Origin of the sequence: Aquidulcibacter paucihalophilus (assembly GCA_030285985.1) — a bacterium.
Classification (GTDB): Bacteria; Pseudomonadota; Alphaproteobacteria; order Caulobacterales; family Caulobacteraceae; genus Brevundimonas.
Window position 1 is genome coordinate 1,092,795 of record CP127384.1, and the last position, 14,122, is coordinate 1,106,916.

A 14,122-nucleotide genomic window follows, 5' to 3' on the forward strand; every position below is an offset into this window, starting at 1 on the left:
CGCCGTTCTGCGGGGATGGAAATGCCGCCCATGACCCCCGCCCGTCGCCTTGAAGGCGTCCGCGTCTACGGCCGCGCCGCCGATGCGTTCGAAGCCGTCGCCTGGCGTCCGCCGTCGGCGGCGCGGTTCGATACGCGGGTGGCCAATGATCCCGAGGTCGCGGAGCCGACGTTGAAGGAAACGATCGCCAGTGTGCCTGGCTGGGCGATGGTGGTCGCCGGCGGCGTGGTCGCGGCGCTGATGGGCGCGCTGGTCGGCGGGATGCTGGCCGTCTAGCTCTCGAGCAAGGCCCGGATCGGGGCCCAGCTGCGGCGGTGCGCCGGGCAGGGGCCGAGCGCTTTCAGGGCGGCGGAATGGATCGGGGCGTTGTAGCCCTTGTGGCCAGCGAAGCCGTAGCCGGGATATTCGGTGTCCAGTTCGACCATCAGCCGGTCCCGTGCCGTCTTGGCAAGGATCGAGGCTGCGGCGATCGACAGGGAGAGGCTGTCGCCCTTGACCACCGTCTGGATCGCGCACGGCAGTTTGAAGCGGTAGTTGCCGTCGACGAGGGCCGCGGCGGGCGGGATCGCCAGCGCCTCGACCGCGCGATACATGGCCAGACCGGTGGCGTGCAGGATGTTGAGCTGGTCGATCTCTTCCACCGAGGCGAAGCCGACGCCCCAGGCGAGGGCGCGGGCCTTGATCTCGATCTCGAGTGCCTCGCGCCGGGCATGGGTCAGGGCCTTGGAGTCGTCAATGCCGGCGGGCAGGTCATCGGGATTGAGGATCACCGCTCCCGCCGAGACCGGCCCCGCCCAGGGACCGCGGCCCGCCTCGTCCACGCCGCAGACCGGGCCGCCGCTGCTGTCGATGAGCGCCCGTTCCAACGTCAGGGTGGGACCGGCCCGGCGTGGACGGGCACCATCCCGGGCTTTCGACGGGGGGGTCACCGTCTGGCCATCGCGCGCGTCTGTGCATGGCGCAGGCAGTCCAGATCATGGTCGTTGACCATGCCGACGGCCTGCATGAAGGCATAGACGATCACCGGCCCGCAGAAGGTGAAGCCGCGCTGTTTCAGGGCCCGGGCCATGGCCTCGGACTCCGGCGTCTGCGTCGGGCGGGGGCCGCCTTCGTGCTGGAGCGGCGCGCCGCCGACGAAGGACCAGAGCCAGGCGCTGAAGTCCTCGCCCCCAAGAGCGGCCTGGTCGCGCATCTCCAGCCAGATCCGCGCCCCCTTGATGGCGCTGTTGATCTTGGCGCGCGAGCGGATGATGCGGGCGTCGCCGAGCAGCCGCTCGATGTCGGCGTCGCCATAGGCGGCGATGACCTCCGGGTCGAAGCCGTCGAAGGCGTCGCGCATACCCTCGCGCTTCCGCAGGATGGTGATCCAGGCCAGACCGGCCTGGAAGCCGTCCAGTACCAGCTTCTCCCACAGGGCGCGGGCGTCGTACTCGGGCACGCCCCATTCCTCGTCATGATAGGCGACATAGAGCGGATCGGTCCCGCACCAGGCGCAGCGGTGGAGTGAGTCGGCCATGGGCGCAGGGTAGCGGATCAGGCGCAAAAAAGGGCCGCGTCCGGGAGGACGCGGCCCTGATCTTCAGCCGACAGCAGGATCAGCCGGCGGTGTAGCGGTACTCGGTGATCTGGCAGACGTTGATGCGGTAGCGGATGAGTTCGTCGCCATCCGAAAAACGGGCCTTGAAGTCATAGATGCAGGCACCGGTGCCGTCGTCGATATTGATCCGGACCCGGGCGCCGGACGGCAGCACGTCCTGGCCGAGAATGTCTTCCTGCCAGTCGGCTTCGCCCGAGTTCGAGGCGTAGAAATGGGTCATGGTGACGCCGGTGGCGTTGATGATGGTGACGCGACGGTCCTGACCGTCGTTGGACTGGAAGCCCATCGTTCCGAAGGCGACGGCGGAGATGGCGGCCGCCAGTACGGCGCGGCGTGCGAAAGCCTTGAACATTTTACGGATCCTTTGAGGGACGCGCCCCCTGCGCCCATCCGGCGTATCACTGATGGGCGAACCGCGTCGAGAAGGTGGCGCAATAATTCAGCGGGTGATGAAGCCCGGCCGGACTCCCGTCAGGCGACTTCGGCGAACGCCCGGACCGGAAACGTCCCGAAAGCCTTCACTTTCGGCGGTGCCGCGGTGAAGCGGAAGCCGCTGTCCGGCAGCAGTTCCAGCCCGCGCATATGCTCGCAGATCGGTATGCCGGCACCGAGCAGCCGGGTGTGCGCCGGCCGCGCGCGCGTGCGGGTGTCGTCGATATTGTGAGAGTCGATCCCTACGAGCGCCGCGCCCGCCTCGACCAGCAAGGCGGCGGCGGCCTCTGTCAGGAAGGGATGGTCCTCGAAATAGGCATCCGTCCGCCAGTGGCGGGCCCAGCCGGTATGGACCAGCACGGCCTTGCCGCGCACATCGAGGCCGATGAACCGGTCGGCGTCTATCGCCTGCAGCTCAGGAACGCGAACCACAAGGCCGGGCAGGGCGGCGATACGCTCCAGACCGACGTCGCTCAGGTCCTCGCCGTCGGCGTAACGGTGGAACGGGGTGTCCAGATAGGTGCCGGTATTGCCGACCATCTCGATCCGCCCGATCTGGAATTCGGTCCCCGGCTCATAGTTGGCGCGCGAGGCCTCGTGGCTCAGGTGGTCGCAGACCAGAGGCGCGGGCAGACCCTTGTAGGTGATCATGCCCGCTTCGATGGTGTGGCTGAGGTCGATCAGGCGGCGTTGCGAGTCGGGCATGCCCCCATTCTGATCGCTCCCGACGGCTTTGTCGTCCACGCCTCGGCGGGATCAGAACCGCGGGTTGGACCTCCTTGCCACAATCGCGGTAACGATGTTGTCGGTGGCCGGTTCTTCCGCCGCCGTCCAGGGGGAGACGCGGCGATGAAGTCAGTGCTGTTCTGTCTGGCTGGCCTGTTGCTGCCCGTCTCGCCGGCGGCGGCGCAGTTTTCGCCCGTGGCGGCGTATCGATCGCCGCCGGTGCATGCGCCGGTCGGAGCCTGCGAAATCCGCCCGGACGCGCCCTATATCAATCCCAGATTGCCGCTGGGCCGCGCGGCCTACGCCCGTCGTCCAGCCTGTCGCACGACCTGGGCACCGGGGCCTGCGGGGCCCGGGCTACATGTCCAGGGACCGCCGATCCAGGTCGAGGGGCCACCGGTCAGCGTCGGCGGCCTGATGATCTATCTGGTGCCGCCCGAGATCGTGGTGCAGCCCTCCGAGGTCACCGTGGAGCCGCCGCAGGTCCACGGGGGCGAGGTTACGACGCCGCCGAGCACAGCGTCTGATCCCGAGTAAAGCGGGTCAGGCCGAGGTTCCCATCCACGCCGGTCTGCGCACCGTCACGTCGCGCCCCTCGACCGTCAGCACGCCCTCCAGCCGGTCCAGCCGCAGCAGGGCCATGGCGGAACCGTCGCGGCCGCTGAGCACCTCGCCGGCCCGCAGTTCTCCGTTCAGTAACTCGGCACCGAACGGGGGCGGAGGGCCGTCGAAGGCGACCGGAAGCATGCGGGTCTTGATGGTTCCCCGCCTCTTCATGCGCGAGGTGGTCTCCTGGCCGACGTAGCAGCCCTTCTGGAAGTCGATGCCGTTCAGCAGGTCGAAATTGGCTTCGATCGGATAGGTTCTGTCGGACGGGGCGTCGGCGGCGGGGTCGGGCACGCCGCATGAGAGGCGGTGGGCGTTGTAACCGTCCTCGCTCGCATTGGTCGCCGGTGCCCCTGCGGCGCTGCGTCCGCCGAGGCCGGGCGCGCGGGGGTCCGCCATGAATCCCTCCGGCAGATCGCCGCCCCAGGCCGCCAGTACCGGCCGCTCGTCCGCCTCGACCGTGACCAGGGCCCGGAGTTTGTACATCGCCAGCCGCTGCAGCAGGGCGTCACGACGGTCGGTGGCGACGTCGAGCACGACGGCCTCGGCCTCACCCCACAGGAACAGGTCGAACAGTAGCCGGCCCGGCGGCGATAGCAGCGCCCCGAAGCGCAGCTCGCCCGGTGCCAGGGTCTCGACGTCCTGGGTCAGCAGATTGTGCAGGAAGGGACGGGCGTCGGGGCCCGAGACCCGGATCAGGGCGCGGCTGTCGAGGCGGGCGATGCGGGTTGTCATGGTCTCCAGATAGGGTGCGTCGCGGCTGTGGACCATGCCTGCATGTCGCCTGCTGTGCCGAGAGAATCCGTATACGGTGCATCCATGACGGGACGGTTCCCCATCCTTTACATCGCCGAGGCGGACGCGAGCGACGCGATCCTGTCGTCGGGCGTGCTTGCGTACATGGTCGAGGCCATGCCCCAGGCGCGGTTCACCGTGGTTGGATCGCCGAAGAGCGCGCCGCTGTTCGCAGATACGCCGCGGCTGGACCGGCTGATCGTTCTGGAGCGCGACAGCCGGCTGGACTGGATCGGGCTGTGGAACAAGGTGCGCGAGACCAAATGGGGGCTGGTCGTCGACATGCGCGGCACCACCCTGTCCAGCAAGCTGAAGCGGCAGAAGCGCGCCGTGCGGGGTGCCTGGGAGGCCGGCGTCCATGCGGTCGAACAGGCCGCACGGGTGCTGCAGCTGGAGGAGGTCCCCGCTCCGAAACTGTTCGTCTCGGAGGCGACCCGGGCGGCCGCGGACGCCCTGATCCCGGCTGAGGACGTTCCGCTGCTGGCGATCGGTCCGGGCGCGGACTGGATGGGCAAGGTCTGGCCGTCCGAACGCTACGCCAAGGTGGCGGTGGCGCTGGTCGGCGACGGCGGGCCGCTGGAAGGCGGCCGCGTCATCGTGGTCGGCGACGAGAACGCCCGCGACACGGCCCATGTCATCCGCCTGTCGCTGCCGCGCAACCGGGTGACGGAACTGCAGGGCCGGCTGGGCCCACTGGAGACGGTCGCGGCCATCGGCCGGGCGGCGCTCTATGTCGGTGCGGACACGATCTGGACCGACCTGGCTGTGGCCGCCGGCGTGCCGGTGGTGGCGGCCTTCGGGCCGTCGGACGAGGCCGAACATGGGCCCTGGGGCGGGGTCGCGGTGCGGGGGCCGCGCTCGGTGGATGAGTTCCGCAAGATCGACCCCAATCTCAACCAGGCCATCCAGCACATGAATGACCTTCCTGCCGACCGGGTTCTGGTGGCCGCAAGGAAGCTTTTGGCCGCAGGGGGTGCGGTCTAGCTCGTTGCGCCGCGCGGGGCTAAGGGACGGGGCATGACCCAGACATACGACCTGATCGTCCGCGGCGGCGAAGTGGCCAATCACGCGGGGCGCGGCATGGCCGATGTCGGCGTGCGTGACGGGCGGATCGCCTTTGTCGGCGACCTGTCGCAGGCGAGCGCCGGCGAGACCCTGGACGCGAAGGGCCTGACCGTCCTGCCCGGCGTCATCGATACCCAGGTCCATTTCCGCGAGCCGGGCCTCGAGTGGAAGGAAGATCTCGAGAGCGGCAGCCGCGCGGCGGCGCTGGGCGGGGTCACGGCGGTGTTCGAAATGCCGAACACCGAGCCCAATACGACCGATCCGGCCACCCTGGCCGACAAGCTGGACCGGGCACGGGACCGGATGTGGACGGACCACGCCTTTTACATCGGCGGTACCCACGGCAATGCCAAATACCTGGCCGAGCTTGAGCGGCTGCCGGGCTGCTGCGGGGTCAAGGTGTTCATGGGGGCCTCGACCGGCACCCTGCTGGTCGCCGACGACGACGGGGTGCGCGAGGTGCTGCGCCACGTGAAGCGGCGGGCGACCTTCCACTCCGAGGACGAATACCGGCTGGTCGAGCGCCGCCCGCTGGCCCGGCCGGGCGACTGGACCAGCCATCCCGAGGTCCGCGACGCCGAGAGCGCGATCCGCTCGACGCGGCGGCTGGTGGCCCTGGCGCGCGAAGTCGGGGCGCGGATCCATGTGCTGCACGTTTCGACGGCGGAGGAGGTGCGCTTCCTCGCCGATCACAAGGACGTGGCCACCGCCGAGGTGACGCCGCAGCACCTGACGCTGGATGGGGACGAGGCCTATGAGCGGCTCAAGGGCTACGCCCAGATGAACCCGCCGATCCGCAATGCCGCCCATATCGCCGGGCTGTGGACCGGGATTGAGCACGGGGTGTTCGACGTGCTGGGCTCGGACCACGCGCCCCACACCATCGAGGAAAAGGCAAAGCCCTATCCGGCGTCGCCGTCAGGCATGCCGGGTGTGCAGACGCTGGTGCCGGTGATGCTGACGCATGTCGCCCACGGGCGGCTCAGCCTCGACCGGTTCATCGACCTGACCTCGCACGGCGCCAACCGGGTGTTCGGCATCGCAGGCAAGGGCCGGATGGCGGAGGGCTACGACGCCGACCTGACGATCGTTGATCTGAAGGCGAAACACGTCCTCAGCCACGCCGACATGGCCAGCCGCTGCGGCTGGACGCCGTTCGACGGCTTCGAGGCCATCGGCAAGGCCGTGGCGACGATCGTGCGCGGCCGTGTGGTGATGAAGGACGGGGAGTTGGCCGGCAGAGCTCACGGGCGGCCGGTGCGGTTCCAGGAGACACTGCTGTCCTGACGGCCGAGCCGCGCGAGCACCGCGTCGCGATAGGTGCGACTTGCGACCAGTTCGGCTCCGCTGGCCATGGTCAGCTTCCATGAACCGTCCGACAGTGACCGGGTCTCGCGGACACGCGCCAGATTGACCAGGGTCGCCCGGTGGCTGCGGGCGAAGACCCGGCCGTCCAGGCGGGTCTCCAGGGCCTTCAGGGTTTCGCGGATCAGGCCCTCGCGGTCGGCCCAGTGGACGACGACATAGTTGCCCGCGGCGGCGAACCATTCGACCTCATCCAGCAGCACGGCGGCGCGACGGTTGCCGGTCATCACCATCAGCCGCTCGGGCGGGCTGGGGGATCCGGACATGGCCTGCCGGGCAATCACCAGCGCGCCTTCAAGCGCTCGCGCGCGGGCCTCCGCCTCCACCGCCCGGCTGTGGTGCGCCGCCGCCGCCCCGACCGCGCAGATGGCGGTGTAGAGCAGGATGGACACCGGCATTCGGGCCAGCATCCGGGCGGATGTTTCCGTCGCGCTTCCCATGCCGAAGGCCAGGTCCACGGCCACCGCGCCAAACGCTGTGAGGGGCACGATCGCCAGCCCTGCGACCGGCAGCGCCGCCAGCGCCCAGCGGCCGGCACCAACACGCCGGATCAGCACCCAGACCACCCCCGCGACCGGCAGCCAGACAGCGTAGGCGGCTCCCTGCCAGAGCAGGGACGTCGCGACATCGAGCCGGCCTCCCTTCGCCGCGACCGCCTGCCGTGCGAACCAGGCGGCGCAGGCCGTGGTCATGGCGTAGCTGTAGGCCGTGAAGAGCCAGACCCACCCGGCGTTGGTGATCCGGCTCAGGTGACTGCCGGCGCGCGACGACGCCGTATGATGAGGACTGCGATCCAGATCATGGTCAGGGTCTGGAACAGGACGGTCGGCCAGAGCTGGCTCCATGGGGTGGGCAGGAAGGTCAGGAAATTGCCGGAAAAGGCCGAGAGCGCCGCGCCATAGGCCCCCAGCATCTTGGTCAGATGCTCATAGTTCCACAGGTTGGGCGAGAAGGGCCAGTCCGTCGGCCGGGCGAACCGCCACAGGTCCCAGCCGCCATAGGCCAGGGCACCAAAGGCGAGGGCAGAAGACACAGCGGCGAGATCACCGGTCCGGCCCGTCAGCACAAGGACCAGAACCCAGACACCGATGCCGACCACGCCGAGGGTCACGATCCAGTCGAGGGGCCTGGCCCGGTCCTCGCGGCGGAGGTCCGGCCGTTTGCGCCCCAGCACCCGGACGCCGGAGAACAGGGTCATGGTGGCGGTGGCCGACAGGGCGAGAAAATAGGGGCTGAAATGCAGGGCCGTCATCAGCCAGGCGCAGGCGAGGAGCGCCGCCATCAGGCCGACGAACAGCCGTCCCCAAAGCCGGTGCCGGCGCGAGCCCTTGCGGGTGAAGATCGGGGCCAGGCCGACGACACAGGCGGCGAGGCCCAGGGTGATGTGCAGCAACAGGGCTGGGGCAAACAGCGAGGTCATGACCGGGTGCTGTCGGCCCGATGGCGTTCAATCCAGCGCCATGGGACCAGTAACGGCAGTCAGGGATGAAACGCGGCGAGAGCCCCTCAACGAGCCCGCAGGATAAACCCGGCCACGTCGTCGACCACGCCCGGTGCCAGCGGCAGGCTCTGATTGCCATAGGTGGCGATGTTGCCGGCGCGGTCGGCGGGGGCGACCTTCAGCACATGATTGACGCCCTCCCAGACCACCAGATGCGCCGTCGGCCGGGCCGCTGACAGGGCGTCGGAGTCGGTGGTTGTCACCTGGATGTCGGTTGAGCCCTGACCGATCATGACCGGGCCCTCATAGACCCGGATCAGGTCCGTCGGATCCAGACCGATCCACGAGATCAGATAGGGCTGGACCGAGGGGCGGAAGAGGGCCGCGAGTGCCGGCGGCGCGTCGGTGACCGTGCGCCCGGCCTCCAGCTCGTCGAGGGCCGCGAAGGCCGGGGCCAGCAGGGCCTCGGGCAGGCCGGCGCGGAACTGGTCGCGCAGGATCACCCCGGCGGGACGACCGGCCCCGGCCAGAAGCACCAGTCCGCAGACCGAGGGGTTGCCGTCCTGCGCCGCCGCCAGCGCGATCTGCGAACCCTCGCTGTGACCGATCAGCCAGACGCAGGGCTGGCCGGTCACGCGGGCCGCCTCGGCGGCCCAGGCGCGGGCGTCGGCGATATAGGTCTGGAAGGTCAGGTCCTGCTCGGCGATCATCGCCGGACCGCTCTGGCCGACCCCGCGCTTGTCGATCCGGACGGTGGCCACGCCCTGTTCGGCCAGACCTTCGGCCAGCAGGCGATAGGTCGAGGCGACGAGGCCGCCGGGGCTGTTGCCGTCGCGATCGGTCGGCCCCGAGCCAGGCAGGATGACGGCGACGGCGCGGGTCGGGCCCTCGGGCGTCAGCAGGGTCGCGTGCAGGGGCGCGGGTTCGGACGGCAGAACCACCGGCGTGGCGGTCGGGTCCATCAGGGCGGCGGCGAGGAGGAGGCTGAGCATGGCGGGTCTCCGGGCGGGCGGAATCAGAAATGGCGGCGGTCGGCGAAGCCGCCGCCTGGCAATCGCACTCTCAGATCGAGAAACTCACCCCGCAGCCGCAGCTGCTTGCCGCGTTCGGATTCCGCACCACGAACTGGGCGCCCGCCAGATCGTCGACGAAGGCGATCTCCGAGCCCTTGAGGAAGGGCAGGGAGACGGGGTCGACCACGGCGGCCTGGCCGGCGGTCGCGATGCGGATGTCGTCGGCCTCAGCGGCCTCGACCAGTTCAAACCGGTACTGGAAGCCCGAGCAGCCGCCGCCGTCGACGGCGACGCGGAGCAGGACCGGATGGCCCTCGGCCGCGCCCAGCTCGGCCAGCCGTCGGGCGGCGCTGTCGGACAGCGACAGGCCGTGACCGCCGCCGGCCGGCGAAATCTGGAACAGGGGTTCGGATTGGACGGTGCTCACGGGGGGTATATGAGGCGTTCAGGGCCGATCGCAAAGGCCCGGACCCGAAAGAGCGGCTGACCTTGATCCCCGAACGCGCGCCCTATGCCGAATATCCCGAACACAGCCGCGGCCGGCTGACGCCCGAGCCGATCAGCCGGACGCGCAATGCCTATGCCCGCGACCGCGACCGGATCATCCACGCCACGGCCTTCCGCCGGCTGAAGGAGAAGACCCAGGTCTTCGTGGCGCATGAGGGCGACCACTACCGCACCCGCCTGACCCATTCGCTGGAGGTGGCGCAGATCGCGCGGTCCCTGGCCCACGCCCTGCGGCTGGACAGCGACCTGGCCGAGACGGTGGCGCTGGCGCACGACCTCGGCCATCCCCCGTTCGGCCACGCAGGCGAGGACGAACTGCAGGCGCAGATGGAGCCGTGGGGCGGGTTCGACCACAACGTCCAGACCTTCCGCGTCGTGACCAAGCTGGAGGAGCGTTATCCGGGCTTCGACGGGCTGAACCTGAGCTGGGAGACCGTCGAGGGGGTGGTCAAGCACAACGGGCCGGTGTCGCACCGTCTGGACGAGCCGGCCTGGAAGGCGATCGCGGACTATGCGCCGGGCTGGGACCTGCGGCTGGGGACCTTCGCCTCGCTGGAGGCGCAGGCGGCGGCGATCGCGGACGACATCGCCTACAACAATCACGACGTCGACGACGGGGTGCAGGCCGGCCTGTTCACCCTGGATGACCTGGCCGATGTGCCGCTGATCGGGCCGGTGCTGCACGGGGTGCGCAGGGACTGGCCGCACATCGACGACCGGATGATCCGCATCGAGGCGGTGCGGCGCATGATCGGGGCCATGGTCGAGGACGTACTGGCCGAGACCGAAGCGCGGATCGAGGCGGCCGGTATCCGCTCGACCGAGGCGGTGCGGACCGCCGACCGGATGCTGGTGGCGTTTTCGCCGGGCATGCTGGCCGATCTGGGCGTGCTGCGGAAATTCCTGTTCGAGCGGATGTACCGCCACTATCGCGTCAACCGCACCCGCAGCCAGGCGCGGCGCATCCTCGCGGAGATGTTCCAGCTGTTCATGGCCGATCCGGGCACCCTGCCGCCCGAATGGTCGGGGCGGGCCGATGTGGCGGACGAGGCCAAACGGGCGCGGGCGGTGTGCGACTACATCGCCGGCATGACCGACCGGTATGCGATCGAAGAACACAGGAAGCTGTTCAGCCTCGATCTGGCGCTGGATTTGTAGGGGATTGCAGCCGTTCCCGCTTGTCCCGGCCTGAAAAAGGACTCGGACCGGGATACAGTGACCGTTCCGCGCGCCGATTCGCGTGGATCCATGAGGCGCGGCCATGTCCAACGAAGATCCCTATCGTCCGAACCAGGGCCGCGACCGGGGCGCCTATACGCCGCCGACCGACGACGACCTGCCGTTCAACCGCGGCGGCTATGATCCGCGCCGGGCCGGTGGCGGAGGTGCCGGAGCCAAGGCACCGCCGATGACGCTGATCATCTCGGGTGTGGTGCTGCTGGTCCTGATCATCGCGGTGGTGGTCTACTACCGCGCCGGGCCGCGCTCCTCGAACGACGCGCCGCCGGCTGTCGGCACGCCGGTCGTGGTCATGAAGGCCGACGCGCCCCTGGAGGCCCAGCCGGTCGATCCGGAAGCCGGCATCGACGTCTATGATGCGGCCGAGGCCCCCACCGCCGCCCCGACCTTCACCCCGCCGCCGGAGACGGCCCAGCCGCGGCCCGCGCCGCTTCCGGCCGGAACGACCGCGCCGGTCGCGCCGCGTCCGACGCCCGTGACGCCGCCGCCGGCCAAGAGCGAGCCCCGCGCGCCCGCCACCGTCGGCGGAACCTCTGGCGTCCAGATCGGTGCCTTCTCGACCCCCAGTCTGGCGGACCGCGAGTTCGCTGCGATGGTCGGCCGCTATCCGCAGTTCACCGCCGGCGCTGAAAAGCGGGTGCAGGAGGTGACCGCCTCGAACGGTTCGACCGTCTATCGCACCACCGTCACCGGCCTGAGCCGCGACCAGGCGACCGGCCTGTGCAACGCGATCAAGGCCGCCGGCGGTGACTGTTTCGTGCGCTGACCGATCGGTGACCACGGCGGCGATCTACGGCTGTAGCGGCCATCGGCTGACGGAGGCGGAACGCGCCTTCTTCGCCGAGGCGCGGCCGTGGGGGTTCATCCTGTTCCGCCGCAACATCGACAGTCCGGAGCAGGTGCGGTCCCTGACCGCTGAACTGCGGGACAGTATCGGCGACGCGGAAGCCCCCGTCCTGATCGACCAGGAGGGCGGCCGGGTGCAGCGGATGGGACCGCCGCACTGGCCGAAATATCCGCCCGGCGAGGCCTATCTTAAGGCGACCAACGACGTGCTGACGGCCCGCGAGCTGGTCCGTCTCGGCGCGCGGCTGATGGCGCATGACCTGAAGGCGGTTGGGATCAATGTTGATTGCCTGCCGGTGCTGGATGTTCCGGTGCCGGGCGCCCACGACATCATCGGCGACCGGGCCTATGCCCATGACCCGGCGACCGTGGCCCAGCTGGGGCGGGCGGCGGCGGAGGGGATGCTGGCCGGGGGCGTCCTGCCGGTGATCAAACACATGCCGGGACATGGCCGGGCCTTCGCCGACAGCCACCATGACCTGCCGGTGGTGCATGCGGATTTCGCGGCCCTGGACGGCTGGGATTTCGCGCCCTTCAAGGCGCTGTCGGATATGCCGCTGGCCATGACGGCCCATGTCGTGTTCGACGCCATTGACCCGAAGCGGCCGGCCACGACCTCAAAGAAGGCCGTGAAGCTGATGCGGGCGCATCTCGGCTTCGGCGGTCTGATCATGACGGACGACCTGTCGATGAAGGCGCTGTCGGGCAGCTTGCGCGACCGGGCCGAGGCTTCGCTGAAGGCGGGTTGCGATGTGGTCCTGCACTGCAATGGCGACCTCGACGAGATGCGTCAGGTGGCCGAAGGAACCGGCCGGCTGAAGGGCGGGGCGGCGAAGCGGGCGGCGGCGGCCATGGCCCGGATCGTCCACACGGCCGAACCACTGGATCCGTTCGAGGCCCGCCTGAGGTTCGACGCCCTGATGGCCGGAAAGCTCGATGCGGCGCGGGGGCCGGACGTGGGGGAGGCGCAGGCATGACCGACGCCTTCCAGCCCAATCTGGACTTCACCGCCGCCGAACAGGTGGATGAGCGCGAGGCCTTCGTCGTCGATCTCGACGGCTATGAAGGGCCGCTGCATGTGCTGTTGGCGCTGGCGCGGACGCAGAAGGTCGATCTGCTGAAGCTGTCGATCACCAGGCTGGCGGAACAGTATCTGGCCTTCGTGCACGAGGCACGGCGCAGGAATTTCTCGCTGGCGGCCGACTATCTCGTGATGGCGTCCTGGCTGGCCTATCTGAAGTCGCGTCTGCTGTTGCCACGCACCGAAAAGGGCAAGGGCGACGAGATCCCGGCCGAGGAGATGGCCGCGGCCCTGGCCTTCCGGCTGCAGAAGCTGGAGGCGATGCGCAAGGCGGTGGAGGCGATCACGGCCCGGCCGCAGCTGAAGCGCGACGTCTTTGCCCGCGGCGACCCGCAGGCGACGGTGATCGTGCCCTCCGATCGCGTCGACGCCAGCCTGTACGAACTGATGGCCGCCTATGTGACCCAGCGCCGGCGCGAGGAGCAGCGCCACTACAATCCCGGCCAGCGGATCGAGGCCTTCGGGCTCGAGGCGGCGCGCGACTGGCTGCGTGACGTCCTGCCCCGGCTTGAGCAGTGGACGCCGCTGGAGCAGGTGGCCCCGGCCCGACGGGGCGAGGATGGCCCGACCCAGGCCAGCTTTACCGCCTCGACCCTGTCCGCCAGTCTGGAGCTGGTGAAGGAGGGGGCGATGGATGTGAAACAGGCCGAGGCCTTCGCGGACCTGTATCTGAAGCGGCGCGGACGGGGCCAGGTGCTGGAGCTGGTGCCGTGATCCAGTTCGCCCCCGACCACGGAGAGATCGAGCGCCGCGTCGAGGCCCTGCTGTTCGCGGCCGCGGGCCCGCTTTCGGCAGCCGAGATCGCGCGCCGCCTGCCCGAGGGGGCCGATGTCGGCGGGGCCATATCGGCCCTGCGCGAGCGCTATCATGGCCGCGGCGTCGAGCTGGAATGCGTGGCCGACCGCTGGCAGTTCCGCACCGCGCCCGACCTGTCCTTCCTGATGACCGAGGAGCGCGAGGAGCCGCGCCGGCTGTCGAAGGCGGCGCTCGAGACCCTGGCCATCATCGCCTATCACCAGCCCTGCACCCGGGCCGAGGTGGAGAGCGTGCGCGGCGTGTCCCTGTCCAAGGGGACGCTGGACTTGCTGCTGGAGATGGGGTTCGTGCGGCTGCGCGGGCGGCGGCGGACGCCGGGACGGCCGGTCACCTATGGCACCGCCGACCGCTTCCTGGAGCATTTCGGCCTGTCCAACCTGTACGACCTGCCCGGCGTGCAGGAGATGAAGGCCGCAGGCCTGCTGGACCTGTCGATCCCCGTCGGCTTCGAGGTGCCGGATCCTTCGCGCGCCTCGGACGAAGACGATGCGCCGTTGCTGGCAGGCGAAGAGGACTCCCCCGAGTTCGCGCAGGATTTCGTGGCTGAGGACTAACCACGTCAGGGTGTCGCATTCCGCCGCGACCCTTGCTAA

General features: G+C 69.7%; 18 protein-coding genes. 9 read left to right on the forward strand and 9 right to left on the reverse strand.

All coding sequences use genetic code 11. The features are described from left to right. The first annotated feature begins 30 nt into the window (after nt 1-30). On the forward strand, nt 31-276 hold the full coding sequence (locus KB221_05395) for a hypothetical protein (GenBank protein WIY70455.1): 246 nt from the start codon (nt 31-33) through the stop codon (nt 274-276). Here KB221_05395 and KB221_05400 read toward each other — a convergent pair. The 4 genes from KB221_05400 to KB221_05415 all read right to left on the reverse strand — a co-directional run bounded on the left by KB221_05400 (nt 273) and on the right by KB221_05415 (nt 2,734). Continuing rightward, nucleotides 273-866: a ribonuclease HII gene (locus KB221_05400; GenBank protein WIY70456.1), complete on the reverse strand. Its 594-nt coding sequence runs from the start codon at nt 864-866 to the stop codon at nt 273-275. The genes KB221_05395 and KB221_05400 overlap by 4 nt on opposite strands. A gap of 59 nt (nt 867-925) precedes the next feature. Next, complete coding sequence (locus KB221_05405) at nt 926-1,516, reverse strand: DNA-3-methyladenine glycosylase I (GenBank protein WIY70457.1); 591 nt, start codon at nt 1,514-1,516, stop codon at nt 926-928. Nucleotides 1,517-1,595: 79 nt separating this feature from the next. After that, nucleotides 1,596-1,949 (reverse strand): hypothetical protein, encoded by a 354-nt coding sequence (locus KB221_05410; GenBank protein ID WIY70458.1) that lies wholly within the window; start codon nt 1,947-1,949, stop codon nt 1,596-1,598. Nucleotides 1,950-2,068: 119 nt separating this feature from the next. Continuing rightward, the gene (locus tag KB221_05415) at nt 2,069-2,734 is read right to left on the reverse strand and encodes a cyclase family protein (protein WIY70459.1); all 666 of its coding nucleotides are present in this window, start codon (nt 2,732-2,734) and stop codon (nt 2,069-2,071) included. Nucleotides 2,735-2,878: 144 nt separating this feature from the next. Between KB221_05415 and KB221_05420 the strand changes: the two genes are divergently transcribed. After that, a complete protein-coding gene (locus KB221_05420; protein ID WIY70460.1) occupies nt 2,879-3,292 on the forward strand; it encodes a hypothetical protein in 414 nt (137 codons plus the stop codon). Nucleotides 3,293-3,298: 6 nt separating this feature from the next. Here KB221_05420 and KB221_05425 read toward each other — a convergent pair whose 3' ends face one another. Next, nucleotides 3,299-4,132, reverse strand: coding sequence for a folate-binding protein YgfZ (locus KB221_05425; protein ID WIY70461.1), 834 nt, complete (start codon nt 4,130-4,132; stop codon nt 3,299-3,301). A 48-nt stretch (nt 4,133-4,180) separates the two neighbouring features. Here KB221_05425 and KB221_05430 point away from each other — a divergent pair, with 48 nt between their 5' ends. Together KB221_05430 and KB221_05435 are read left to right on the forward strand one after the other, a co-directional pair. Then, nucleotides 4,181-5,140: a glycosyltransferase family 9 protein gene (locus KB221_05430; protein WIY70462.1), complete on the forward strand. Its 960-nt coding sequence runs from the start codon at nt 4,181-4,183 to the stop codon at nt 5,138-5,140. Nucleotides 5,141-5,173: 33 nt separating this feature from the next. Beyond that, a complete protein-coding gene (locus KB221_05435; protein WIY70463.1) occupies nt 5,174-6,508 on the forward strand; it encodes a dihydroorotase in 1,335 nt (444 codons plus the stop codon). On the opposite strand, the gene KB221_05440 is transcribed toward KB221_05435, so the two are convergent. From KB221_05440 to erpA, 4 genes are all read right to left on the reverse strand, one after another. Continuing rightward, on the reverse strand, nt 6,466-7,278 hold the full coding sequence (locus KB221_05440) for a LytTR family DNA-binding domain-containing protein (GenBank protein WIY70464.1): 813 nt from the start codon (nt 7,276-7,278) through the stop codon (nt 6,466-6,468). The two genes, KB221_05435 and KB221_05440, sit on opposite strands and share 43 nt — an antisense overlap. Before the next feature lie 53 nt (nt 7,279-7,331). Continuing rightward, on the reverse strand, nt 7,332-8,006 hold the full coding sequence (locus KB221_05445; GenBank protein WIY70465.1) for a hypothetical protein: 675 nt from the start codon (nt 8,004-8,006) through the stop codon (nt 7,332-7,334). An 86-nt stretch (nt 8,007-8,092) separates the two neighbouring features. Continuing rightward, a complete protein-coding gene (locus KB221_05450; GenBank protein ID WIY70466.1) occupies nt 8,093-9,019 on the reverse strand; it encodes an alpha/beta fold hydrolase in 927 nt (308 codons plus the stop codon). Nucleotides 9,020-9,089: 70 nt separating this feature from the next. Further along, nucleotides 9,090-9,467 (reverse strand): iron-sulfur cluster insertion protein ErpA, encoded by a 378-nt coding sequence (gene erpA, locus KB221_05455; GenBank protein ID WIY70467.1) that lies wholly within the window; start codon nt 9,465-9,467, stop codon nt 9,090-9,092. Nucleotides 9,468-9,523: 56 nt separating this feature from the next. Between erpA and KB221_05460 the strand changes: the two genes are divergently transcribed. From KB221_05460 to scpB, 5 genes are all read left to right on the forward strand, one after another. Further along, on the forward strand, nt 9,524-10,705 hold the full coding sequence (locus KB221_05460; protein WIY70870.1) for a deoxyguanosinetriphosphate triphosphohydrolase: 1,182 nt from the start codon (nt 9,524-9,526) through the stop codon (nt 10,703-10,705). Between the two features lie 103 nt (nt 10,706-10,808). Next, nucleotides 10,809-11,552, forward strand: a complete 744-nt coding sequence (locus KB221_05465) for an SPOR domain-containing protein (GenBank protein WIY70468.1) — start codon at nt 10,809-10,811, stop codon at nt 11,550-11,552. A 7-nt stretch (nt 11,553-11,559) separates the two neighbouring features. Beyond that, nucleotides 11,560-12,609 (forward strand): beta-N-acetylhexosaminidase, encoded by a 1,050-nt coding sequence (gene nagZ / locus KB221_05470; protein WIY70469.1) that lies wholly within the window; start codon nt 11,560-11,562, stop codon nt 12,607-12,609. Continuing rightward, nucleotides 12,606-13,427 (forward strand): ScpA family protein, encoded by an 822-nt coding sequence (locus tag KB221_05475; protein ID WIY70470.1) that lies wholly within the window; start codon nt 12,606-12,608, stop codon nt 13,425-13,427. The genes nagZ and KB221_05475 overlap by 4 nt, the downstream gene beginning before the upstream one ends. Then, nucleotides 13,424-14,083, forward strand: a complete 660-nt coding sequence (gene scpB / locus KB221_05480) for an SMC-Scp complex subunit ScpB (GenBank protein WIY70471.1) — start codon at nt 13,424-13,426, stop codon at nt 14,081-14,083. The genes KB221_05475 and scpB overlap by 4 nt, the downstream gene beginning before the upstream one ends. Nucleotides 14,084-14,122: the final 39 nt, after the last annotated feature.